General features: G+C 60.1%; 19 protein-coding genes and 1 pseudogene. 10 read left to right on the top strand and 10 right to left on the bottom strand.

The features are described 5' to 3' along the window. Positions 1-65 precede the first annotated feature (65 nt). The 4 genes from MGMAQ_RS06400 (at position 66) to MGMAQ_RS06385 (ending at position 3,680) form a co-directional block, all read left to right on the top strand. Positions 66-1,067, top strand: a complete 1,002-nt coding sequence (locus MGMAQ_RS06400) for a DctP family TRAP transporter solute-binding subunit (RefSeq protein WP_046020892.1) — start codon at positions 66-68, stop codon at positions 1,065-1,067. Positions 1,068-1,122: 55 nt separating this feature from the next. Then, positions 1,123-1,677, top strand: coding sequence for a TRAP transporter small permease (locus MGMAQ_RS06395; protein WP_046020891.1), 555 nt, complete (start codon positions 1,123-1,125; stop codon positions 1,675-1,677). Next, complete coding sequence (locus MGMAQ_RS06390) at positions 1,674-3,032, top strand: TRAP transporter large permease (RefSeq protein WP_046020890.1); 1,359 nt, start codon at positions 1,674-1,676, stop codon at positions 3,030-3,032. The genes MGMAQ_RS06395 and MGMAQ_RS06390 overlap by 4 nt, the downstream gene beginning before the upstream one ends. Before the next feature lie 75 nt (positions 3,033-3,107). Further along, positions 3,108-3,680 carry a DUF1134 domain-containing protein gene (locus tag MGMAQ_RS06385; RefSeq protein ID WP_046020889.1) on the top strand — a complete coding sequence of 191 codons (573 nt, stop codon included), beginning with the start codon at positions 3,108-3,110 and terminating at the stop codon, positions 3,678-3,680. Between the two features lie 88 nt (positions 3,681-3,768). Here the strand turns inward: MGMAQ_RS06385 and MGMAQ_RS20665 are convergent. Then, positions 3,769-3,891, bottom strand: a pseudogene (locus MGMAQ_RS20665) (IS110 family transposase); the annotation flags it as partial. Between MGMAQ_RS20665 and MGMAQ_RS06380 the strand changes: the two are divergent. Beyond that, the gene (locus tag MGMAQ_RS06380; RefSeq protein ID WP_371258392.1) at positions 3,835-4,635 is read left to right on the top strand and encodes a TMEM165/GDT1 family protein; all 801 of its coding nucleotides are present in this window, start codon (positions 3,835-3,837) and stop codon (positions 4,633-4,635) included. The pseudogene MGMAQ_RS20665 and the gene MGMAQ_RS06380 sit on opposite strands and share 57 nt — an antisense overlap. A gap of 234 nt (positions 4,636-4,869) precedes the next feature. Here the strand turns inward: MGMAQ_RS06380 and MGMAQ_RS06375 are convergent, their stop codons facing one another. The 3 genes from MGMAQ_RS06375 to hspQ form a co-directional block, all read right to left on the bottom strand. Next, on the bottom strand, positions 4,870-6,519 hold the full coding sequence (locus tag MGMAQ_RS06375; RefSeq protein ID WP_046020887.1) for a peptide ABC transporter substrate-binding protein: 1,650 nt from the start codon (positions 6,517-6,519) through the stop codon (positions 4,870-4,872). A gap of 88 nt (positions 6,520-6,607) precedes the next feature. Further along, a complete protein-coding gene (locus MGMAQ_RS06370; protein ID WP_046020886.1) occupies positions 6,608-7,309 on the bottom strand; it encodes an orotate phosphoribosyltransferase in 702 nt (233 codons plus the stop codon). A gap of 60 nt (positions 7,310-7,369) precedes the next feature. Continuing rightward, positions 7,370-7,687, bottom strand: a complete 318-nt coding sequence (gene hspQ / locus MGMAQ_RS06365) for a heat shock protein HspQ (protein ID WP_046020885.1) — start codon at positions 7,685-7,687, stop codon at positions 7,370-7,372. Between the two features lie 152 nt (positions 7,688-7,839). On the opposite strand from hspQ, the gene MGMAQ_RS06360 reads away from it, so the two are divergent. The 5 genes from MGMAQ_RS06360 (at position 7,840) to glgC (ending at position 12,231) form a co-directional block, all read left to right on the top strand. After that, positions 7,840-8,514, top strand: a complete 675-nt coding sequence (locus MGMAQ_RS06360; protein ID WP_046020884.1) for a DUF4126 domain-containing protein — start codon at positions 7,840-7,842, stop codon at positions 8,512-8,514. Positions 8,515-8,564: 50 nt separating this feature from the next. Next, positions 8,565-9,200 (top strand): peptide-methionine (S)-S-oxide reductase MsrA, encoded by a 636-nt coding sequence (msrA, locus tag MGMAQ_RS06355; RefSeq protein WP_046020883.1) that lies wholly within the window; start codon positions 8,565-8,567, stop codon positions 9,198-9,200. Positions 9,201-9,452: 252 nt separating this feature from the next. Continuing rightward, the gene (locus tag MGMAQ_RS06350; protein ID WP_046020882.1) at positions 9,453-10,181 is read left to right on the top strand and encodes a cytochrome c; all 729 of its coding nucleotides are present in this window, start codon (positions 9,453-9,455) and stop codon (positions 10,179-10,181) included. A gap of 62 nt (positions 10,182-10,243) precedes the next feature. Beyond that, positions 10,244-10,789 (top strand): NapC/NirT family cytochrome c, encoded by a 546-nt coding sequence (locus MGMAQ_RS06345; protein WP_046023034.1) that lies wholly within the window; start codon positions 10,244-10,246, stop codon positions 10,787-10,789. Between the two features lie 173 nt (positions 10,790-10,962). Beyond that, complete coding sequence (gene glgC, locus MGMAQ_RS06340) at positions 10,963-12,231, top strand: glucose-1-phosphate adenylyltransferase (RefSeq protein WP_046020881.1); 1,269 nt, start codon at positions 10,963-10,965, stop codon at positions 12,229-12,231. On the opposite strand, the gene MGMAQ_RS06335 is transcribed toward glgC, so the two are convergent. Genes MGMAQ_RS06335 through MGMAQ_RS06310 form a run of 6 tightly spaced genes read right to left on the bottom strand, consistent with a single transcriptional unit; the run spans position 12,222 to position 22,200 of the window. Then, a complete protein-coding gene (locus MGMAQ_RS06335; protein WP_082085563.1) occupies positions 12,222-14,540 on the bottom strand; it encodes an acyl-CoA dehydrogenase in 2,319 nt (772 codons plus the stop codon). The two genes, glgC and MGMAQ_RS06335, sit on opposite strands and share 10 nt — an antisense overlap. 24 nt (positions 14,541-14,564) lie before the next feature. Continuing rightward, entirely contained in the window at positions 14,565-16,745 is a 2,181-nt protein-coding gene (locus MGMAQ_RS06330; protein ID WP_046020880.1) for a 3-hydroxyacyl-CoA dehydrogenase/enoyl-CoA hydratase family protein, read from the bottom strand. Further along, complete coding sequence (locus tag MGMAQ_RS06325; RefSeq protein ID WP_046020879.1) at positions 16,742-17,884, bottom strand: thiolase family protein; 1,143 nt, start codon at positions 17,882-17,884, stop codon at positions 16,742-16,744. The genes MGMAQ_RS06330 and MGMAQ_RS06325 overlap by 4 nt, the downstream gene beginning before the upstream one ends. Beyond that, a complete protein-coding gene (locus MGMAQ_RS19410; protein ID WP_052716182.1) occupies positions 17,881-18,225 on the bottom strand; it encodes a MerR family transcriptional regulator in 345 nt (114 codons plus the stop codon). Before MGMAQ_RS19410 ends, MGMAQ_RS06325 begins: the two co-directional genes overlap by 4 nt. Further along, positions 18,218-19,936, bottom strand: coding sequence for a long-chain fatty acid--CoA ligase (locus MGMAQ_RS06315; protein ID WP_252508688.1), 1,719 nt, complete (start codon positions 19,934-19,936; stop codon positions 18,218-18,220). Before MGMAQ_RS06315 ends, MGMAQ_RS19410 begins: the two co-directional genes overlap by 8 nt. Next, positions 19,933-22,200, bottom strand: a complete 2,268-nt coding sequence (locus MGMAQ_RS06310) for an alpha/beta fold hydrolase (protein ID WP_046020877.1) — start codon at positions 22,198-22,200, stop codon at positions 19,933-19,935. Before MGMAQ_RS06310 ends, MGMAQ_RS06315 begins: the two co-directional genes overlap by 4 nt. Between the last annotated feature and the right edge of the window lie 38 nt (positions 22,201-22,238).

The raw sequence follows: 22,238 nt of genomic DNA, 5'->3' as shown, positions 1-22,238 counted from the left end.
ATCCAAGAAAATGGACTGGCGCCCGGTGGGTGAACCGTATTGGGATAGATTAGGGAGTAGAAACTATGCGCCTGTTTACTACAGGAATTGCCGCCGTTGCAGCCACCGCCTTCATGTTGACCGCCGCCCCGGCGACCGTCAGCGCCAAGGAAATTATCATAAAGTTCAGCCACGTGACCGGGGGTAAAACCCATCCGAAGGTCCTGGCCGCCAACCTGTTCGCCGAACGCGTCAATGAGCGCATGAAAGGCAAGGTCAAGGTCGAAGTTTATCCGTCCGGCCAGCTGTTCAACGACGACAAGCTGCTGATTGAACTGGCCAAGGGCAAGTCGGTACAGATGGGCTCGCCGTCGCTGTCCAAGTTCGAGACCTTTACCAAGAAATTCCGCATCTTCGATCTGCCGTTCCTGTTCGACGATATCAACGCCGTGAACGCGTTCCAACAGTCCGAACATGGCCAAGGCATTCTTAGGTCCATGGAAAAGAAAGGCATTCTGGGCCTGACTTTCTGGCACAATGGCATGAAGCAGATGTCGGCCAACAAGCCGTTGGTCAAGCCCGAAGACGCCAAGGGGTTGAAGTTCCGCGTGCAGCAGTCCGATGTGCTGGTGGCTCAGTTCCAGCAGCTCGGCGCGGTGCCGCAGAAGATGGCCTTTAAGGAAGTCTATGGTGCCTTGCAGACCGGCGTCGTGGACGGTCAGGAAAACACCTGGTCCAACATCTTCACCAAGAAGTTCTTCGAAGTGCAGGACGGCGTGACCGAAACCGATCACGGCATCCTCGACTACGCGGTGATCGTGTCCAAGCGTTTCTGGATGGGCCTGCCGGATGATATCCGCACCGAGCTCAACAGCATCCTCATGGAAGTCACGGCCGAGCGCAACAACCTGGCCCGTGAGTTGAACCTCAACAACCGCCAGAAGATCCTCGACAACAAGGGCGTCGTGCGGACCCTGACCGCGGAACAGCGCGCCGCCTGGAAAGCCGCCATGAAGCCGGTATGGGACCGCTTCGCCGATGAAATCGGCCCGGACCTGCTGAAGGCCGCCGACGGCTTCAACAAGTAACCTTGAGGGAAAGGTCGACCCGTCCCCATCCGGGGGGCGGGTCGAAACATGTGCCATGCAAAAGGTCATAGAATCCCTGCATAGGGCCGAAGAAGGCTTCCTTGCCTTCCTGCTTGCCGCCATGACCCTGCTCACCTTTATTCAGGTGGTGCTACGGTATGCGTTCAATTCCGGCTTCATTTGGGCTTTGGAACTGACCACATTTCTGTTCGCCTGGTTGGTGATCTTCGGGGTCTCGTACGGTATCCGCATCCACAGCCATATCGGCGTCGATGCTTTCGTGAAGCTGTTTCCTTCGGCCATTCAAAGAATTCTTGGCCTCATCGCCATCGCCGCCGGAATCACCTACAGCACCATGATGGTGATCGGTGGTTGGGAAGAGGTGGTTTTGGTCTGGGAGATCAATGTGGAAACCGCCGATCTCAAGTGGCCCATGTGGTTTCCCTTAAGCGTCGTGGTGGTCGGCTTCGGCATGGCCATCATCCGTTTGTTGGTGGCGGGTTGGACGATCCTCACCTCCGACGACACCACACTTCTTGGGGACGAGGGCGAGGACGCCTTGAAACAGTTCGCCCAAAAACAAGACGATGACCAGGAGACCGGAAAATGACCATTGGCTTCCTGTTCATAACGCTATTCGGCCTAATCCTCATCGGCACGCCCATCGCCTTTGCGCTGGGCCTGTCCAGCGTGCTGACCTTGCTGTTCTTCGGCAATGACGACCTGGGCACCCTGTCGGGGCGGATCTTCGACACCATGCACCATTACACGCTGATGGCCATTCCGTTCTTCGTGTTGTCCTCGGCGTTCCTCTCCACCGGTGGCGTCGCGCGACGCCTGATCCGCTTCGCCATTAACGTGGTGGGACACATGCGCGGCGGCCTGGCCATGTCCTCGGTGCTGGCCTGTATGCTGTTCGCGGCGGTTTCCGGGTCGTCTCCGGCCACTGTGGCAGCCATCGGCTCCATTGTCATCGCGGGCATGATCAAGTCGGGCTATCCCAAGCCCTTCGCCGCCGGTGTGATCGCCAACGCGGGCACGCTCGGTATCTTGATCCCGCCGTCCATCGTCATGGTGGTTTATGCCGCCGCGACGGAAGTCTCGGTGGGACGCATGTTCCTGGCCGGTGTGTTCCCGGGCCTGTTGGCCGGTGTCATGCTGATGATCGCCATTTACATCCGGGCCCGAGTCACCGGGCTGCCCAAACAGCCGGTGCCTTCATTCGAAGAATTCTGGGATTCCTTCAAGGACGCCATTTGGGGGCTGATGCTGATCGTCGTCATCCTGGGCGGCATCTATGGCGGCATCTTTACCCCGACGGAAGCAGCGGCGGTGGCGGCGGTCTACGCCTATATCATCGCGATCTTCGTCTATCGGGATCTGGGACCGCTGAAAAAGGGCGAGCCCCGGCCGTCGGCCATTTCCCTGTTGATCCAGGTTTTCACCCACAAGGAGATCACCCATACCATCCTGGACGCGGCCAAGATCACCATCATGCTGCTGTTCATCATCTCCAACGCCATGCTGTTCGCCTTCGTGCTGACCACGGAACGCATTCCGCATGAAATCACCGAGATGATCATCGCCGCGGGCTTTGAATGGTGGTCGTTCCTGATCATCGTCAATCTGCTGCTGTTGGCGGCGGGCAACTTCATGGAGCCCTCGGCCATCCTGCTGATCATGGCGCCGATCTTGTTCCCCATCGCCATGGAATTGGGCATCGACCCGATCCATCTGGGCATCATCATGGTGGTCAACATGGAAATCGGCATGATCACGCCACCGGTGGGACTCAACCTGTTCGTCACCGCGGGGATAACAAACCAATCCATACTCTGGGTGGTGAAAGCCGCCCTGCCCTGGCTGATGATCCTGTTGGTCTTCCTGGTCATGGTGACCTACATACCAGCAATTTCCACCTGGCTGCCGACGCAGTTGATGGGACCAGAAATCATCACGGACTGATCCTCCTGCCTTATGGCACAACCTGGCCTGACGGAGTAAACTCCCGTCAGGCTATTTTTTTGTGGAGATTCTCCGATGAAATTCCGGTTGTTCCAGATCCTGCCGCTGTTGATGCTGCTCGTTGCGACCCCCGCCCTTGCTCAAGACCAAGCACCGGCCAAAGACGACGGCTATGACGAGAGCCAGATCCTCGACGCCGCCAAGAATTTCTTTGGCGAAACCAGCGAGGGCTTGGCCAGCGTCATTCAAAAAGCCTTTTCCGATCATGGCAAGCCCAATGCCATCATCGTCGGCGAGGAAGCCTCGGGGGCCTTTTTCGTCGGTGCCCGCTACGGCGAGGGGGAACTCCAGACCTATGACGGCATCAACCGGAAGCTCTATTGGCAAGGCCCTTCGGTGGGCTTTGATTGGGGGGGCAACGCATCGAAGGTCTTCACCCTGATCTACCACCTGGACAACCCCGAAGAGATCTTCCAACGCTTTCCCGGCGTCGATGGCAGCCTCTATGTGGTCGGCGGCATCGGCCTGAACTACCAGGAATCCAGCGGCATCATCCTCGCCCCCATCCGTACCGGCGTCGGCCTGCGCGCCGGGGCCAACGTGGGCTATCTGCATTACACCAAGGAAAAGAGTCTGAATCCGTTTTGAGGGGGGGGGAAGGAAGTTGGAGAAGAGGTTGATTTGGCTTTAATTTGTGGAGTGTTACCGTAATCCCACCAATTTGTGGACTGTCACCGTATTCGAATAGCTGGCTCCGCCGCAGCCTCTTACGCAGAACCGGACGACCCGCCTCGTCGGCGCCATGGACTTGGAACAGGTTCTTGGCCAGATCAAGGCCGATCATGGTAACATTGCTCATTGGACGCTCCCGCTATTGGATAGTTTCAACACCTCCAGTATGGCTCATCACGAAACCGAAGGGGGCGTCCATGCCATTACCGTAACCCACCGTAACCCCAGTAGCCGCATATCTGAAAATCATGTATTAGAACCCAATACTACTCGGGGGAATAACATGTGGTGGCAAACAGCAGGAACAACGCTGGCAATTATTGGACTGGCTGAAATTGGAGATAAGAGCCAATTGGTCTGCATGGCACTGGCAGCAAAACATGGTCGTGTAAGACCCATCCTGTTTGGTGCTGTATTGGCGTTTGCCCTATTGAATGGTTTAGCCGTTATATTCGGCGGTGCCTTGGCTCAATGGCTACCGCAGGAATGGATTTTGGGCGGTGTCGCGGTACTGTTTGCAGGGTTTGGCATCCATTCACTACTTCATGCCGATGAGGATGAAGACGATGATACAGAAGAACGTAAGTTCGGTAGTCTATTTATCACAACCTTCTTGATGATCTTTCTCGCTGAACTTGGTGACAAAACACAGATCGCAGTAGCGGGGCTTGCTGGTATATATCCAATATTGTTTGTCTGGATCGGTGCCACGGTTGCTTTGGCAATTACGTCCGTGATCGGTGCTGTTGCAGGGAAGACCGTATTGGGTAAACTTCCAATCGTCTGGTTACACAGATTTGCAGGTGTCCTGTTCCTTGGCATGTCTGCGTTTGCAGCGTGGTCGCTATTATCTGCACTGAATTACGTATAGGTCACCAACATGCTTTACATCCACACAACGGCTAAATTGGCAAAAGCCCTTAAGTTGGGGTTACGGTGACAGTTGGGGTTACGGTGACAGGTTACGGTGACGACAGGTTACGGTGACAGTCCACTAATTAGGTTACGGTGACACTCCACTAATTATCGCCCACCACACCTCCTGCCATGGCGAGAAGGACTCAGTACGGACCATGCCATGTCCCTCGCCCGTTCGGCGACCCGGTCAGGGAGTCTCGCCCCACTCCTCCACCCAATAGGTGCTTGGCGCCATATGGCCGGTGGGTTTCAGGCCGGTGAGCCATTTCGGCAGGATATGGGCGTTGGCGCGGAAGTACAGGGGCAGGACGGGCAGGTCCTCGGCGTAGATTTCCTGCAAGCGTCGCCACAGGGCACGGCGTTTGTCCCGGTCCAGTTCGATATCGATGGTTTCCAGCAATCGGTCCATGTCCGGGTTGCTATAGCCGGTGTAATTCTGGCCCGCCCAATTGTTTTCAGCGGTGGGAATATGGCCCGAATGCAAGGTGGTGCGCGGCACGTTTTCCGGCGAGGAGATCCAGGCGAACAGAGCCAGGCCGGTGAATTGGCGCCGGGTCACGGTCTCGCCAAAGAATACCCGGGCCGGCTGGTTGCGGATCTTCAATTCGATCCCGACCTGCTTGAGCTGCGCCTGAATCACCTGCTCCACCAACTCGCGGGTACGGTTGCCCGCCGTGGTCATGATTTCCAGGCTAAGCAGATCGCCCTCGGCATTGCGGCGCAGGCCCCGGGTGCCCATGCGCCAGCCCGCTTGGTCCAACAGAACCCCGGCGGCCTTTAGGTCATAGGTTGCCGAAACAACCTCGGGCGCATGGACCCAGTCCAGGGGGCTGACCGAGGTCTGGGCCACCGGCTGCTTGCCGGCAAACAGCTTTTCGCTCATGGCCTGGCGGTCGATGGCCATCAGCATTGCCTTGCGCACCCGCTTGTCGGCGAGGATCGGATTGGACAGGTTCAGGTCCAGGTGCTCATAGACCAGTCCCGGTTCGTAGAGGATCTGGACCTTCTTGCCATGGCGCTTCTCGAAGGCCAGGGCCTGGTCCAAGGTGACCCCCAGCTCGCCCGCGATCATGTCCAGACCGCCGGACAGAAGGTTGGCCTCCAGGGCCGCCGTATTGCCGATCACCCGCACCACAATGCGCTTGAAGGCGGGCGGCTTGCCGTACCAGGTGGGATTGGGGATCAACACCACATGGGAGCCGGTGACCACCTCGGCGATGCGATAGGGCCCGAAATAGAGCCCGGGGTTGGTGGTATCGGTATCGTAGACGGTGGTCTTACGGTAGCTCTCCGGATCGGCCTCGAAAGCGGCTTGGTCCAGATGCGCCGGCAGCACCTCGAAATCGTTCAAGGCGTTGTAATCGAAGCTGATCTTATCGAAGTGGATGGTCACGGTTTTGGCATCGATGACATCAATGGCGGTGATGCTCCGATAAAGCTCCAGATTGCCGACCCCGACCTTCGGGTGACGCCCCACCTCCCAGGTAAAGACCACGTCCTCGGCACGGACAGGCTGGCCATCGCCCCAGGTGGCCTTGGGATGCAGGCGATAGGTCACGGCGATGCCCGGCTTGCCGTCGGCGGTGGTCTCGCGGATCGCACCGCCGTTTTCCAAGGTCGGCAGGTCCACGCAGAGCATACAGACCACGTTCCAATCGGCATCGTGGGTGGTCAGGGGGCGTCTGGCCAGTCCCAGGATATAGGACTTGGCAGCCATGGAATCGATACTGGGATGGAAGGTGGACGGAAACTGGGTCAGACCGATGGTCAGGCTGTCCCGGGCCTGGGCCGCCATGGAGGACAGCACTAAGAGCGCGGCCAAGAGCAGGACCCGCATGGTCACAGCACCGAAGCCGCAACGGCGAACCCGATCCCGGCCAGCACCGCCACCTTGACGACGATCAGCGTGATCAGCGTGCGTTGGGTCATCCCTCACCTTCCGCGCCGCGTCCACCGTGCGCCGCCGACCAGGCGATGGGATCTTCGAGGAAGGATTTCACCCCGGCGATGGATTTTTTGGAGAAGTATTCACCTTCTTCGGCCACATGCAGCACGTCCCACCAATTGGCCAGATAGTGCAGGTTCACCCCGGCGTCGTTGAGGGTCTTTAGAGCCCCGGGGAAGACGCCATAGAAAAACACCACGAAGGTATCGGTGACCGTCGCCCCGGCGGTACGCAGGGCGTTGACGAAATTGATCTTGCTGCCGCCGTCGGTGGCCAGATCCTCGACCAGCAGAATGCGCTGCCCCTCGCTCAGGTCGCCTTCGATCTGCGCGTTGCGACCGAAACCCTTGGGCTTCTTGCGCACGTACTGCATGGGGATATCCATGGACTCGGCCATCCAGGCGGCGTAGGGAATGCCCGCTGTCTCGCCGCCCGCCACCGCATCGATGGAGGCATGGCCGATCTCGCTTTCCACGGCTTCCACCGCCAGGTCGATGACCTTGCGCCGGGCGCGGGGATAGGAAATCAGCTTGCGGCAGTCCACATAGACCGGCGAAGCCCATCCGGCGGTCAGGGTATAGGGTTCTTCCGGGCGGAAATTAACCGCGGCGATTTCAATGAGGATCTTGGCGGCGGTGGCCCCGGCGGCCTTTTGTGCCGGGCTGCGGTCGACATGCTGCATGGCTGGGCTTTCCTGCTGTGGTTCCGACCCTGTTTAACAGGTCCCGGCCAAGGGGAAAAGCTAGTGAATCATTCTCCGTGTTTCATACCCGTCCTGCCCCAGCCGCTGGAAATGGCGGGACAACTCCGGGTGATCGATGGGGCCCCCTTTGGCGTCCGGCTCCAGATTGCGTTCCGCCACATAGGTGCTGTGCCCTTGTCCATCCACCAACACATGGTACCAGGGACTATCCTTGGGGGGGCGGGACCGGGCCACTTGGGCGTACCATTCCTCGCTGCCAAGGAAATGCGGATCCACATCGACGATCACGCCGCGATAGCCGAACATCTTGTGATGAACCACCTGACCAACCCGGAACCTGGCACGAGTACTCGACATTTCATGAGTATAGCACGGTCAAGGCGTCGAGACATGAAGGATCAACCCGGCGCCCCGAAGCAGGCGGAATTACCCGCTTTCATTCCGTTTGCGGGCAACGGTCCGTCAGCGCATCCTTGGCTATAGGTACTTGAGAAGGATTCGCAGGGAATATGGGTATTTTGGAAACCATCTTGTTGGCATTGGGCGCGGCCTGGGGTAGCGGTATCAACCTCTATGGTACCGCCCTTATTCTCGGTGGTTTGGATCATTTCGGCCTGATTTCCCTGCCCGTGGCCTTGGAGGTTTTATCCGACCCGACCGTGCTCGGCTTGGCCTTGACCTTGTATCTGATCGAGTTCGTCGCCGACAAGGTACCCGGGCTCGATAGTCTTTGGGATATCGTCCATACCTTTATCCGCATCCCGGCAGGCGCGTTGCTGGCCGCTGGCGCGATCCAGGGCCTCGATGATGGCAGCCTGGGGGGTGCTTTGGGTATTGGCAGTGCCTTCTTTGGCGGCGCATTGGTTGCTTCCTTGTCCCATTTCCTCAAGGCAGGCACCCGAGCCTTTGCCAATATGTCGCCGGAGCCTTTCAGCAATTGGGGCCTATCCATGTTGGAAGATATTGCCTTGGTGATCGGTCTGGTGCTGATGGTCATGCTGCCGGTGGTGTTCCTGGTGATCATTGCCATGACCTTGGCCAGCGCCATTTTCCTGCTGCCACGCATGTGGAAAGGCCTGATATGGCTGCTTAAGCCCAGCGGGGAGAAAAACAAACTGGCGGCACCCGAGGATAAGATGAAGCCCGTCTCGCTGTTCCCAACCGGCCCCGACGCCTCCTTGTGACCCGGTCCAGGCTTCCCATATGATGGAAAGCGCCGCACAAGGAGTCCATCATGTGGTTTCTCAATTCCCATAAGTCGGAAATACCCGCTCCTGCCGATGCCCTGCCCGGACGGACGCAGGCCATGCCGGTCACGAACCAACACGCGGTCTCCGGTCATGTCATTCTGCCGCCGTTCCCCGAAGGCACCCGGCTGGCCCTGTTCGGACTGGGCTGTTTTTGGGGCGCTGAGCGGAAATTCTGGCAAACAGGCGGTGTCTATTCAACGGCGGTAGGATATGCGGCGGGCCTCACTCCCAATCCGACCTATGAAGAAGTCTGCACGGGGTTGACCGGCCACAACGAAGTGGTGCGGGTGGTCTTCGATCCCATGGCGGTGACCTACGGAGACTTACTCAAGCTGTTTTGGGAGTCCCACAACCCGACCCAGGGCATGGCCCAAGGCAATGATCGAGGCACCCAGTACCGCTCCGGAATCTATTGCCTGGACGAGACGCAAAAGCGGCTGGCCGAGGAAAGCCGGGAGCGCTATCAAACCCTGCTGACCAAGGCCGGGCACCCGGCCATCACCACGGAGATTCTCGACGCTCCGGCGTTCTTTTATGCCGAGGACTATCACCAGCAATATCTGGCCAAAAACCCGTTGGGCTATTGCGGACTTGGTGGTACCGACGTGGCCTACTCCTAGATCACATCGGGTATGACCGGAATCGATCAATCACGAAAAACGTGATCGATTCCGATAGGGTGGCACCTATTCAACGGGCCCGATCGGACCCGAAACGCGTTAGAAAAAAACAATTTTTACCGAACCATCACAAAATATTAGGGCTGGTTTAAAAAAAGCCCTATCTTTTTTGTGCCCTTTTTGATAACGTCGCGCCGTCATCTTGATAATGACAATCATTCGCATAACAATATCCTGATTGGAGAACTCTTAATGAGACCGACTTTTCCCCTTGGCCGCGCTGTTGCCGTGGCGATCGCTCTGGCATTCGGCGCCATCGCCATCACCCCGATTTCCGCTTCTGCAGAGGAAGACTCACGCATTGCCCGCGGTGGTCAGCTCTATGACAAGTGGTTCGCCGTCACCGGCGCGGAGAAGCCCAAGGACACCCATAAAGCCTGGCCCGCTTCCAATACCAAGAAAAAGGGGAATGCCACTTGGCGCTGCAAGTCCTGCCACGGCTGGGACCTGCGCGGCAAGGACGGGGCCTATGCCAGCGGCTCGTACAAGACCGGTATCGGTGGCCTGCGCGCTCATCTGGGCGGTGACCCGGCCAAGGTGGTCGCGGCCATTGGCGATGCCACCCATGGTCTGGGCGACCTGATCGCCGACGCCGACAAGGCAGACATCGCCCTGTTCGTCACCAAGGGGCAATTGAAGATGGAATCCTACATTGGCGCCGACAAATCGGTGAAGGGCGATGCTATGAAGGGCGCCGCCTACTACAACACCCTCTGCGCCGGGTGCCACGCCGTGGACGGCAGCATGCCGAAAGACCTGCCCAAGCCGTTGGGCGCCATTGCCGCCAGCAATCCCTGGGAGACCCTGCACAAGATCCAGAACGGTCAACCCGCCGAGGCCATGCCCGCCTTGCGCGCCCTGCCCATGGATGTAAGCCTCGACATCCTGGCCTACATGGTCCAGAAAATGCCTAAGAAGTAAGTCCATGAGACATCCCGCCGCCGGGTTTGATCCGGCGGCGGGACTCTTTCAACGGATCCCCGATGGCCAAACCAACCTTTCGATCCAGCAGAGCCTGGATTTTCTTGTTTCTGCTCGGAGGCCTATTCGGCGCCTTGGCTCTGGGCGGCTTTAACTATGCCATGGACCGTACCAACGAAACAGCATTCTGCATTTCTTGTCACGAAATGCAGAATGCCTATGCCGAGTATTCCCGGTCCATCCACTTCAAGAATCCGTCGGGAGTGCAAGCCACCTGCGCCGACTGCCATGTCCCGAAGGCCTGGGGGCCGAAGCTTTGGCGCAAGATCGAAGCGGTCCGGGATATCTACCACCACCTGTTGGGCACCATCGACACGCCCGAGAAATACGAGGCCCACCGCCTGGAAATGGCCGAGCGGGTTTGGGCTCGCATGGAAGCCAATCATTCGGCCCCTTGTCTATCGTGTCATTCCTATCACGACATGGATTTTGACAAGCAACGCCAGCGCTCCCGCGACAAAATGAAACCGGCCATGGAAAAGGGCGAACCCTGTATCGAGTGTCACAAGGGAATCGCCCACAAAAAACCGATGACCGACGACGACTGAGGCTGCGGCCCCGCCCTTCCCGACTGCCATAATTTTTTCATGGGTATATCCCCCTATGCGTCTACCGCGACGCAAACGGAAATGCTACAATTCGCCCCACTTCACGGGGGACTCCTGATCTCCCCAAGAGCAACACCCCTCCCGGCCGCCTTTTTTCGGAGCCGTATAGACTCATGCAGCTGAAAGTTCTCGCCATCGTCCTCGCGGGCGGCAAAGGTACCCGTCTTTTCCCCTTGACCAAAGATCGCGCCAAACCGGCCGTGCCTTTTGGCGGGAAATACCGCATCGTTGATTTCGTTCTCAGCAACCTGATCAACTCTGGCATCCATTCCATCTATGTGCTGATCCAATTCCGCAGCCAGTCTTTGTTGCAGCATCTGACCGATGGCTGGTCATTGGGCGGCGCGCTGGGGCATCAGTTCGTCATCCCGGTACCGGCGCAGATGCGCTCGGCGGGTGAAAGCTGGTATCGCGGTACCGCCGACGCCATCGCCCAGAACCTCAACCTGCTGGAACAAGCGCAGCCGGACGTGGTGGTGGTCTTCGGGGCCGATCATATTTATCGCATGAACATTCGCGAGATGATCAATTTCCATGCCGCCAAAGGCGCTGTGGCGACCATCGCCGCCCTGCCGACAGAAAAGAAATGGGCCGGCGAGTTTGGCGTTATCGAGGCGGAGGAAGACGGCAAAGTCGTTGCGTTCCACGAAAAAGACCCCAACGCACCGACCATTCCAGGCCGTCCGGATCATATTTATGCCTCCATGGGCAACTACGTCTTCAGCGCCGATGCGTTAATGAAAGCCCTGCGTGAAGACACGGAAAACCCGGATAGCAGCCATGATTTCGGCCACGACGTACTGCCTAAGCTACTCAAGGACGATGGCGTTTATGCCTACGACTTCAGTCGCAACACCATCCCGGGCGAACCAGAAGGCAAGGAAAACTATTGGCGTGATGTGGGAACTCTGGACGCCTACTACGAGGCGCAGATGGACCTGCGCTCCATCGATCCGGCGCTGAACCTGTACAATCAGGAATGGCCGCTGCGGACGGCGGGCTACGCCGACCCGCCCGCCAAGCTGGTGTTCAACGATGAAGGACGGCGCGGACAGGCCATCGATTCCATCTTGTCAGGGGGCTGTATCCTGTCAGGCGGCCTGATTCAGAATTCGGTTCTCAGCCGCTACGTACGGGTCCATTCCGGCGCGGAAGTCCATGACAGCGTTATTCTGGACAATTGCGAGATCGGTCGCGGCGCCAAGGTACGCAATGCCATCCTGGCCAAGAATGTCCGCGTCGCCCCGGGCGATACCATCGGCTATGACCTGGAGGCCGACGCCAAAAAGCATCACGTGACCCCCAGCGGGTTGGTGGTGGTCGACGGCGGTCGATCCTCTATCCCGGTCGGCAAGGTTACCGTCTCGGGGATCTACAAATAGAGATCTTCCGGGTCGAAAACATCCACTTGAATTACGGCGTCGCGGGCTTTGTCCGCGGCGTCGATTGCTTTGCGGTCGGCGTCGGTCAAGGCGTCTGAAGCAAGAGTCCCCTTTCGGATCGCCGCCATCTTTTCCCTGGCGGGTGCCGCCACATCGATCTGCCGCAACGCTTGTTCCAAGGCCCCCAGACCCGGCTTGTCCGGGGCCGGATGAAGAATATCCCCCGTCAGTCGATCTAAAACATCGGGATCGTTCAGCAAAGCTTCCACCAGTTTGTCGGCCAGCTTGTCCGTCAAGGGCGCCGAACCATATCCGGTGGGGAAGGTTATCCATCGCACCGCCCAGGCCAGCGGTCGGTTGGGGAGATTGGCCAGGGTTCCGGCCAATGCCGCGGTGATTTCCATCCGCGCCCGGTTAAGCGTCCAATGGACAAATGGCATCTCGGCCTTGGGGCGCCCGGCGTCATTGAAGCGCTTGAGCACCGCCGACCCCATATAGAGCCAGGCAAAAGCATCGGCTAAACGACCGGACAACCGCTCCTTGCGCTTCATGGCGCCGCCCAGGGAAATCAATGCCGCATCGGCGATCAGGGCGAAGGCAGCCGACAGCCGAGACAGGCTGCGTTCCCCGCCGCGCCCTGGTGCAAGCGCCAGCATAAAGGCACGCGTGCCATTGCGGACCATGTGATTGAGATGGCCGAACAGGGCCCGGTCAAAGGCCTGGGTGTCCCTTGACTGCAACGCCTCCAACTCGGCCCGCAAGTAAGGGTGACAACGCATGGCACCCTGCCCGAACACGATCAGCGAGCGGGTCAGGATATTGGCCCCTTCCACGGTGATACCAATGGGAATGGAGGCATAGGCGCGGGCCAGGATATTGCGCGGTCCCCGGCAGATGGCGGCGCCGCCCTGGATATCCATGGCATCGTTGAGGGTCACGCGCATGGCTTCGGTCAGGGAGGCCTTGGCGATGGCCGAGGCCACCGACGGTTTTTCGCCGCTGTCCACCGCGCCGACGGTCAGTCGTCTTGTGGCCTCCATGGCATAGGTCAAGCCACCGATGCGTTCCAATCGCTCGCGAATGCCCTCGAATTTGCCGATGGGTAGGCCAAACTGTTCGCGCACCTGGGCATAGCTGGCGCTGGTCCGAGTCGACAGCTGCGCCGCACCCACGGCCAGCGACGGCAATGAAATCCCCCGCCCGGCGGCCAGGGTTTCCATCAGCATGCGCCAGCCTTGCCCGGCCTGTTCCGGACCGCCGATGATGAAAGAAGCCGGGATAAACACATCCTCGCCTTCCACCGGCCCATTGAGAAACGGGACGCCCATGGGATCATGGCGCCCGCCAATACGCATGCCCGGTGTTTCGCGCGGTAAAAGGGCACAGGTGATTCCCGGCTCCGGGTCCTCGCCAATCAATCCATCGGGGTCGGAAAGCTTGAAGGCCAGGCCGACCACCGTCGCAATCGGTGCCAGGGTGATATAGCGCTTGGCAAAACTCAAGCGGATACCGACGACCTCCTTGCCTTCCCAGATCCCCCGACAAACAACCCCCTGGCTGCGTCCATTGGCCGCATCGCTGCCCGCATGGGCCTCCGTCAGCGCGAAGCAAGGCACATCCTCGCCGGTGGCCAGACGCATCAGGTATCGGTCTTTTTGTTCTTCTGTCCCATAGGCCAACAACAATTCCGCCGGGCCGAGGGAGTTGGGCACCATCACCGTTACCGCCGTCGGGACACTGCACCCGGACAGGCGCATGATCACCGCCGAATGGGCAGCGGCGGAAAATCCCAGACCTCCATATTGTTTTGGAATGATCAGTCCGAAGAACCGCTCACGCTTAATGAAGTCCCAGATTTCCGGCGGCAGATCGCCGCGCCGATGAATATCATGATCATCGAGAAGATGGCACAGCGTCGCGACCGGTCCCTCCAGAAAGGCTTGCTCTTCATCGGACAGGGGGCAGATCTTCATCTCGTGCAGCCGTTGCCAATCGGGGGAACCGGAGAACATCTCTCCTTCCCAGCCTACCGTCCCGGCATCCAGAGCGATGCGTTCGGTCTCGCCCATGCGCGGCAGCAACCGGGACAGCAGCGGCATCAGAGGACCTGAAACCAGCCGCCGCCGCAAGAAAGGCAGACCAAACACCAATACCAGCATAGCCAGGACCAGGCCTGCCACGGCCATAGGCACCGAGGACGGGAGCCCACCGGCGGCGATCAAGGCCAAGCCGCCGAGCACCCAAGCCCAATAGCCTTGTCCTCGATAGGCCAGGATCAGGAAAACCGCGAGGGCGGAAAGGATCAACATGATGGTCACGGCGGCCTCCTTCGTTCAATTGCGCAACGGCTTTCCTTTTCTCAACATATGGTCGACCCGTGCCCGTGTTTGCGGGGTGCGGATCAGACTCAAGATCGCCTGTCGTTCCAGGGCCAGCAGATGGTCTTCACCCACCGGGTCAGTGGGATCGGTATCGGCCCCGGTCATCACTCTGGCCAAGGCACGAGCCACGGTAACGTCGTGGGGGGTGGTCAGGCCTTTACGTTCAAAATCACCAATGGCCATAAGCAGCGCCGCGCGCCCGGATGATCCCGGCAAATGCAGCGTTCTCGGCTTCGGCGGTTGGTACCCTGGAGCCATATCCAAGGCCCGATCCCGCGCTTGCAGCCACAACCGGTCTCGGTTCATGACGATGGCATCGTCCGAACGCAGGAACCCCAGATCGCGCGCCTCCATGGCCGAGGTCGCCACTTGTGCCGTGGCGATGATTTCAAAGGCTTTCAACACCGCGGGCATGGGCCCCCGACCAATGGCGGGCATTTCGCTCAGGCGACCCAGCATTTCCTTACAGCCGCCCCAGCCCGGGACGATCCCCACCCCCGCTTCCACCAATCCCATGTAGGTCTCGCCATGGGCCACCAGCGCGTCGCAATGAAGAAGCACTTCACAGCCACCGCCCAGGGCCATGCCAGAAGGCGCGCCGACCACCGGGAACGGCGCATACTTGAGCCGAGCGAAGGTTTTCTGACCATGGGACAGGATCCAGTTGATCAGCGGCCAGAGCCGCAGCTTGCCGGTCACAAGCAACATGGCGATATTGGCCCCGACGGAAAAGTTTGTGCCATCGTTGGCGATCACCAAGGCGCTCATCCCCCGACGCGGGATAAGGGTGACGGCCTTGTTCATCATGGCCAGGGAGAACGGGTCCAAGGCGTTCAGCTTGGAATGGAATTCCAGCCCGGCCACCCCCTGGCCCAGGTCCCACAGGCTGGCAGAACGGTTGGAGGCCAGCGGGGCGCCTTGTGCCTTCACATCCGCCAGCCCCCAGGGGTCGCTGTCCAGAAGCGCCGGTTTCGGTAGCTTGGGCAGCGAGATCTTCTCCGCCCCCAAGGTTTCGTTTAGCTCGAACGGCCCTTTTTTCCACGCATAGCCCAGCCGCATGGCCGCGTCCACATCAATGGGCCGTTCGGCGATCTCCGGCAAACAGCGCGCCGCATAGGCCAGCGTGCGGGTGACCACGGCCCGGGCATAGGCGCCTTCCGGGCTGTCATGATTGATCAGGGCCCGCAGCCCGCCACCGCGCGCCGCCTTTGGTTTTGGTCGCCGCGCCGGGGCATAGCTGCCGTCGATCAGGCTCCGAACTTCCTTGACTCCGTTGTTCAGGCGGTAAAACCCGCCCTTCCCCTTGCGGCCCGTATAGCCGTCGGCGATCATTTCCGTGACCAAGGAAGGGATCGGCCCCAAATCCAGCAACGGATCATCCACCGCCAGGGCCTCGCGCATGGCCTCCAGAACATGGGGCATCAGGTCCAGCCCGACCAGATCCAACAGTCCGAAAACACCGGTCTTGGGAACGCCTGCCGGTCGCCCCAACAAGGCATCGGCGGTTTCCACATCAATAGAACGCTTGATGGCCTCGGTCACCGCCGCGTGCAGCCAGAAGGTGCCAATGCGATTGGCAATGAAGCCCGGGGAATCCTTGCAACGGATGATCCTCTTGCCCATGCGGCGATCAATGAAATCCTTTAGTGAGCCAAATTTCTGGTCCGGGTCGGCAACCCACTCCACCAGCCGCATATAGCGTGGTGGATTGAAGAAGTGGGTGATCAGAAAATCCCGCGCCAGGGAGGCGGGCATATCCCGGATCAACGTCGCCCGGGTCAGGGTCGAGGTATTGGACGAAACGGGTGTTCCCGGGCGCCGCACCGCGTCCAACCGCTCATATAGGGCGGCCTTGATGCCCATGTCTTCGATGATGGCCTCGACAAACCAATCGCAATCGGCGGCCTGTTTCAGATCTCGTTCCACATTGCCGGGAACGATTTGACCGAGCAGATTCTTGTGCATCAGCGCGGCTGGCTTGCTTTTACGCAACCGGGTCAGGGCCTCGCGGGCAATGTCGTCGCGATCCAGCAGCAGTACCTGGGCTCCACCGTTGGCGGCCTGGGCTGCGATTCCGGCGCCCATCACCCCGGCACCGATGACGCAGACCCGATGGATACCGTCGCCTCTCATGGAACAGCCTCCAAAATGGTCGCGATTCCTTGTCCACCGCCGATGCATTGGGTGGCCAGGGCATGGCTGCCTTCGCCCCGGTGCAGCAGTTGCGCCGCCTTGCCGACGATCCGGGCCCCCGTGGCGCCCAATGGATGTCCCAGGGCAAGGGCGCCACCATCCAGGTTGATCCGAGACTCCGTCAAACCCAGGTCCCGAATGCAGGCCAGGGACTGGCTGGCAAAGGCCTCGTTGAGTTCGATCACTCCAATATCACCCAAATTCAGTTGACTCCGCCCCAAGGCCTTGCGGGTCGCGCCCACCGGTCCGATGCCCATGATCTCCGGCGCGCAGCCACTCACCGCAATGGCCCGCAGCTTGGCCAAAGGGGTGAGGCCCCGCCGTTCGGCATAGTCCAAGGTGGTCACCAGCAAGGCCGCCGCCCCGTCGGTCAAGGGCGAGGATGTTCCAGCGGTCACCGTGCCATCCGAAGCAAAAGCCGGGTCCAACTTGGCCAGATCCTCCGCCGTGCCCTCGGGACGTGGACAGCCGTCCGCCGTGACCATGGAACCGTCCGGGGTCTTGATGGGAACAATCTCGCCGTCGAAATTCCCCGCCGCCAAAGCAGCGGCGGCCTTGGCCTGACTGCTCAGGGCAAAGGACTCCTGATCGGCGCGGGCGATATGGTGGGAGCGGGCCAAATTCTCCGCCGTTTCGCCCATGGAGATATAGGCCTGGGGCATGCGGGCATGCAGGCCCGGATGAGGCATGGGGTTGAAGCCGCCGATGGGTACCCGGGTCATGGACTCCACGCCGGCACAGACATAGGCTTCCCCGGCTCCCAACTGCATGGCCCCGGCGGCCATGTGGACCGCCTGCATGGAAGAGCCGCAAAAACGATTGACGGTGACCCCGGCAATGGTGGGCGGCAGTCCAGCAAGAAAGCCAACCATGCGGGCCAGATTCAGTCCCTGCTCTCCTTCGGGGAAAGCACAGCCGAGAATCAGATCCTCAATCTCTTCCGGGTCGATGGCAGTCTGTCGAACCAGAGATTCAATCACTTGCGCCGCCATGTCGTCCGGCCGAACACGGGCCAAGGCACCCCGGTTGGCGACGGTAAACGGCGTTCGCAGGTATCCGGCGATGACGATGGGAATCATGAGGATGCCTCCCGTCTAAGATTTTGCAGACCGTCCCGGTCGTGATGCAGGTCTTTCAGCTCCCGTTCCGCGTCGCGGCGCAGAGCTTCGATGCGTTCGATCATGGATTCCAGCAACCGAGGCGTGGCCCGGGCAAAGCGGTCATGGATCTCGCCCAGGGAGAACCCGAGGCGCTGAATACGTTGAATGGCCGCCACCCGGTGCGCCGAAGAGGCGGTGAAGACATAGGTCCGCCCGGCCCGAGGCGGGGTCAGCAGGCCTTTTTCCACATAAAGGCGAATGGCCCGGGGGGTGGTGCCACAGGTCTCGGCCAGGCTTTCGACGGAATAGAACTCATCCATAGCTCTGATCCTTTCCCAGGGCCTCCCTTTTCGCCGCCTCTTCGGCCACCAATTCCTTTTTCGACAGCTTGCCAATCAGGGTCTTTGGCAGTTCGTCGCGGAAGGCCACCGCCACCGGCCGCTCGATGGGATTGAGATGTTGCTCGACGAAGGTCAGCAGGTCGCGTTCGCTGACCACCACCTTGTCATGCAGCCGGACAAAGGCCTTGGGCACTTCGCCGCGATAGTCGTCGGGAATGCCGATGACCACCACTTCGTCCACCGCTGGGTGACGGTACAGTGCCTCCTCGATGATTCGTGGATAGACGTTGTACCCGGAACAGATGATCACGTCTTTCAACCGATCGGTGAGAAACACGAAGCCATCTGCATCCATGTGGCCCACGTCGCCGGTACGCAGCCAACCGTCCTTTAAAACCGCTTCGGTTTCCGCCTCGCGGTTCCAATACCCGGCCATGACCTGCGGCCCACGCACCATGACCTCGCCTTTCTCGCCTGGGTCCACCGGCTGGCTCGGATGGTCCAGGCTGCGCACCTCGATCTCGGTACCCGGCAGTGGTATGCCGATGGACCCGGCCCGACCGCCGCCCCAGGAGGGGTTACAGGTCACCACCGGCGCCGCCTCGGTCAAGCCATAGCCCTCTACCAGCACACAGCCGGTCAAATCCTCGAATTTCCGGCGCACTTCATCGGGCAAGGCCGCGCCACCGGAAATACAGAACCTGATCGACGACAGATCGTAGCGGTCCAGTTTTCCATGGCCGTTGATGGCGTTATAGATCGTCGGCACGGCCGGGAAGATGGTCGGTTTCTCCGCGTCGATGGTTTTCAGCACCGTGATCAGATCGAACCGGGGCAGCAAGACCAGTTCCGACCCGGTGGCGACGCCCATGTTCTGAATCACCGTCATGGCAAACACATGGAAGAACGGCAGCACCGCGAGGATCTTCTGCGGCCCCGGAGCGGCTTGCGCCATCCACAATCGTACCTGTTCGGTATTGCTGCGAAGATTGGCATGGGTGAGCACCGCGCCCTTGGGCTGCCCGGTGGTGCCGCCGGTATACTGGATCACCGCCGGATCGTTCAGGGGATCAATCTCAACCGACCGGGGATCATCACCGTTGGCCACCAGAAGATCGAACGGCACATTGAACAGGTCCCTGGGGACCGGTGCGATCTCCGAGCGCTTGAACAACTGGAACAGCATACCCTTGGCCGGAGGCAGGGCCTCGGACAACGAGCAAACGATCACATGGCGCAGGGCCGATTTCCGCAGGGTTGCCGCCACCTTGGGATAAAGCGCCTTCAAATCCAGGGTGACCATCATGGTGATGCCGGAATCCACCACCTGGTCGAGGATCTCATTCGGTGTCAGCAGAGGATTGAAGTTGACCACCGACGCCCCGGCTTTCAGCACCGCGAAGTAGCTGATGACGAAATAAGGGCAGTTGGGCAGACAAAGCCCCACCCGATCCCCCGGGCGCAGCCCCAACTGCCGGAACCCTTTGGTTGCCCGGGTCACGAGGTCACCCACTTCGGCGTAGCTGGTGCGACGCCCGAGGAAGTTCAGACAAGGCCGATCGCCGAAATCCGTCACGGCCTGGTCCAGCAGGTCATGAACCGGCGCCACCACCGGGTCCAGGTCAGGATCCAATCCGTCCGGGTAGGCTGGGGTCCAGGGAGTCATGGTCTTGAAGGGAATAGTCATCATCCGGTCTCCTTCAGGCGGGGGGTGCCGCTGTCGATCCAACTGATGAATTGGCTCACCCGTTCCCGAGCTTCTTCGGCCTCGGGTTGGTGGATGCCATGTATGGCCGCGCTCAGGCGGTACAGGTCCTTGGCTTCTCCCGGCAGCCGCTCATACAGACGCCGGGCGCCGGTGGGATCGGCCACCGGGTCGTCTTCGCCCTGAATCAGGGTGACGGGAATATGGATGTAGTCCAGCCGCGCCAGGGTGGCGTCGATCAGCCCCTGCAACTCGCGGAGCGCGCTCACCGGCATGGAACGGTAATCGATATCCGGTTGGCTGGTTTCGTTGTCGGTAAAGGTCTTGATTCCGTCCAGGGTCGGAACCCAGCTGGCCAGGCGGTTGAGGCGATGCATCCAGGGCATCAGGGCGAATTGTCGCTGACGCACCACCACCGGCGCTGAAATGGAGGCCACACCGGCCAATCGGCAATGCTGCTCTCCGGCCAAGGTCAAGGCCAGCAGGCCACCGGTGCCGAATCCCACCGCCACCACCCGGTCCGTGAGCGCTGCGATAATCCGGTACCCCCGCCCTACGGAATGGGCCCAGTCTTCCCAGACGCGTCCTTCAAGATCATGGGGGGAGGTCCCATGGCCGGCCAGGCGCAGCCCCAGCACCGGATATCCCGCGGCTTTCAGTTTATCGGCCAGAGGCCGCATTTCCGCCGGCGACCCGCTGAGACCGTGGATCAGTAGCACACCCGTGCTCCGCGCTCCGGGCGGAGTCAGCAAGTATGGATCGGCAGATGCGGTGGCGGTCTCCTTGTCGTTGATTTCGGCGAAACGCGGTTTATGAAAATACCGGGTATTCCAGGTCCGGGCCCGCAGTTCATCGTCAAACAACAAGGATGCCAGATCGGCCTCGGTCACCCTGTCCGCCGTTCGCAGGGCATCCTCCACCGCCTCGCGCACCATGGGCAGGGCGGCCACTTCGTTGGCATAGACCGCCACCGGGTTTTCCATTCGCACATCATGGAAGCGATGCTCCCGCGCCAGCTTGTCCAGAAACGTATAGGAACTGGGGGTGACCGCGATCAGTCCGGCATCGCGACAGGTGGCCAGGAAACGGTCCAATTCGGGACTCTTGCCATCGGGCAGGCCACGATAGCGGTCGGGCCAATGCAGGCTGCGGTGCAGGCTCACCCCACGGGCCGCCTGCAAATTCTTCAAGGCGATATAGAGCGCCCGATGAAAGGCCAGACGATTCACATGCCGCTTGCCTTGGCCCAGCAGATGCAGGGTCATGCAGGACGCCAAGTGGCTCAGATTGACCGTAGTCTGCGCATACATGGCGGTCATGGCCCCATCGCGCAGCCGCAGCATTTCTTTGTCCAGGCAGCGGTTCAACAGCCGTTCCGCCGGACCCAGCGCCTGTTCGCGCAGTCCGAACAGGTCTTCCAACGAGGCGATCTTTTCGAATTGACGGCTGAGCAGGAAGCGCTCCCACCAATGGCGGAGGCCGCGCGGCCGCATGGGTTCGGCCAAGCGGATATCCATGTCGGTGTTTTTGAACAGAAGATTGCCTTCGATCAGCAGTTCTTCCGATAGATTGCGCGGCAGGTCGCCTTTGAATCGCTCCATGGTACGGCTGAGGAAATTCTCCCGCACCCGGATGGGATAGAAGGTGATATTGGCCGGGACCAGCAAGGTGGGCTCCAGAGCCCGGGCAAATAGTTCCGCTGTATCTTTCAGGCCCAGGGCCGATACCCAGTGGGCAATGCGGCGGTCATCGCCCATTTGATGCAATTGCAAAATACGTCGCTTGAACAGGTCCAGGGTCATGGCCAGGACGGCGGCGCCCCGGTGATGGTGCAGCCCTTCGCCATCGTCGCCGATAAAGCGGTCCTTGACCATGCGGCCTTCGGGAAACACAACCACCTTGCGTCCGCGCAGCACCTCGGCCGCAAGGAAGGGCAGCAGCCCCGGCAGATCATTGGGCACCGCGCCGACCCCGCGCAAAAAAGCGGAAAACCGGTCGTTCAGCTCGAACAGCCGCCGGTCGGCGATGGTCCGGCAGTGGGTGCCGCTGGCGCGCAGCAGGATATAGGGGGGGATGATGGTCTCGAAGCGAGCAAAATGGTTGAACAAAAAGATCTGTCCGTCAGACAGCAGGTCTTCGTTCGGGTGCACCTTGATGTTGAGGCCCAGGCGCTTTTCCAATGCGCCGAACAGCTTCACGCACCAGCCGTAGGTGCTCTCTTTAATCCGGAACGCTCGTTCGTCGGCCATTGCGGGACCCTCCGTTCGAGTGTCCCCCCAAGTATTTT

The sequence above is a fragment of the Magnetospira sp. QH-2 genome (assembly GCF_000968135.1).
Taxonomy (GTDB): Bacteria; Pseudomonadota; Alphaproteobacteria; order Rhodospirillales; family Magnetospiraceae; genus Magnetospira.
This window is presented reverse-complemented; position numbering and strand designations above follow the sequence as displayed.

What these genes read in the sequence shown, in the direction of transcription:
- MGMAQ_RS06400 (WP_046020892.1), top strand. Translation starts at nt 66, where the DNA reads ATGCGCCTGTTTACTACAGGAATTGCCGCCGTTGCAGCCACCGCCTTC.
- MGMAQ_RS06395 (WP_046020891.1), top strand. Translation starts at nt 1,123, where the DNA reads ATGCAAAAGGTCATAGAATCCCTGCATAGGGCCGAAGAAGGCTTCCTT.
- MGMAQ_RS06390 (WP_046020890.1), top strand. Translation starts at nt 1,674, where the DNA reads ATGACCATTGGCTTCCTGTTCATAACGCTATTCGGCCTAATCCTCATC.
- MGMAQ_RS06385 (WP_046020889.1), top strand. Translation starts at nt 3,108, where the DNA reads ATGAAATTCCGGTTGTTCCAGATCCTGCCGCTGTTGATGCTGCTCGTT.
- MGMAQ_RS06380 (WP_371258392.1), top strand. Translation starts at nt 3,835, where the DNA reads ATGGACTTGGAACAGGTTCTTGGCCAGATCAAGGCCGATCATGGTAAC.
- MGMAQ_RS06375 (WP_046020887.1), bottom strand. Translation starts at nt 6,519, where the DNA reads ATGCGGGTCCTGCTCTTGGCCGCGCTCTTAGTGCTGTCCTCCATGGCG.
- MGMAQ_RS06370 (WP_046020886.1), bottom strand. Translation starts at nt 7,309, where the DNA reads ATGCAGCATGTCGACCGCAGCCCGGCACAAAAGGCCGCCGGGGCCACC.
- hspQ (WP_046020885.1), bottom strand. Translation starts at nt 7,687, where the DNA reads ATGTCGAGTACTCGTGCCAGGTTCCGGGTTGGTCAGGTGGTTCATCAC.
- MGMAQ_RS06360 (WP_046020884.1), top strand. Translation starts at nt 7,840, where the DNA reads ATGGGTATTTTGGAAACCATCTTGTTGGCATTGGGCGCGGCCTGGGGT.
- msrA (WP_046020883.1), top strand. Translation starts at nt 8,565, where the DNA reads ATGTGGTTTCTCAATTCCCATAAGTCGGAAATACCCGCTCCTGCCGAT.
- MGMAQ_RS06350 (WP_046020882.1), top strand. Translation starts at nt 9,453, where the DNA reads ATGAGACCGACTTTTCCCCTTGGCCGCGCTGTTGCCGTGGCGATCGCT.
- MGMAQ_RS06345 (WP_046023034.1), top strand. Translation starts at nt 10,244, where the DNA reads ATGGCCAAACCAACCTTTCGATCCAGCAGAGCCTGGATTTTCTTGTTT.
- glgC (WP_046020881.1), top strand. Translation starts at nt 10,963, where the DNA reads ATGCAGCTGAAAGTTCTCGCCATCGTCCTCGCGGGCGGCAAAGGTACC.
- MGMAQ_RS06335 (WP_082085563.1), bottom strand. Translation starts at nt 14,540, where the DNA reads ATGTTGATCCTTTCCGCCCTCGCGGTTTTCCTGATCCTGGCCTATCGA.
- MGMAQ_RS06330 (WP_046020880.1), bottom strand. Translation starts at nt 16,745, where the DNA reads ATGAGAGGCGACGGTATCCATCGGGTCTGCGTCATCGGTGCCGGGGTG.
- MGMAQ_RS06325 (WP_046020879.1), bottom strand. Translation starts at nt 17,884, where the DNA reads ATGATTCCCATCGTCATCGCCGGATACCTGCGAACGCCGTTTACCGTC.
- MGMAQ_RS19410 (WP_052716182.1), bottom strand. Translation starts at nt 18,225, where the DNA reads ATGGATGAGTTCTATTCCGTCGAAAGCCTGGCCGAGACCTGTGGCACC.
- MGMAQ_RS06315 (WP_252508688.1), bottom strand. Translation starts at nt 19,936, where the DNA reads ATGATGACTATTCCCTTCAAGACCATGACTCCCTGGACCCCAGCCTAC.
- MGMAQ_RS06310 (WP_046020877.1), bottom strand. Translation starts at nt 22,200, where the DNA reads ATGGCCGACGAACGAGCGTTCCGGATTAAAGAGAGCACCTACGGCTGG.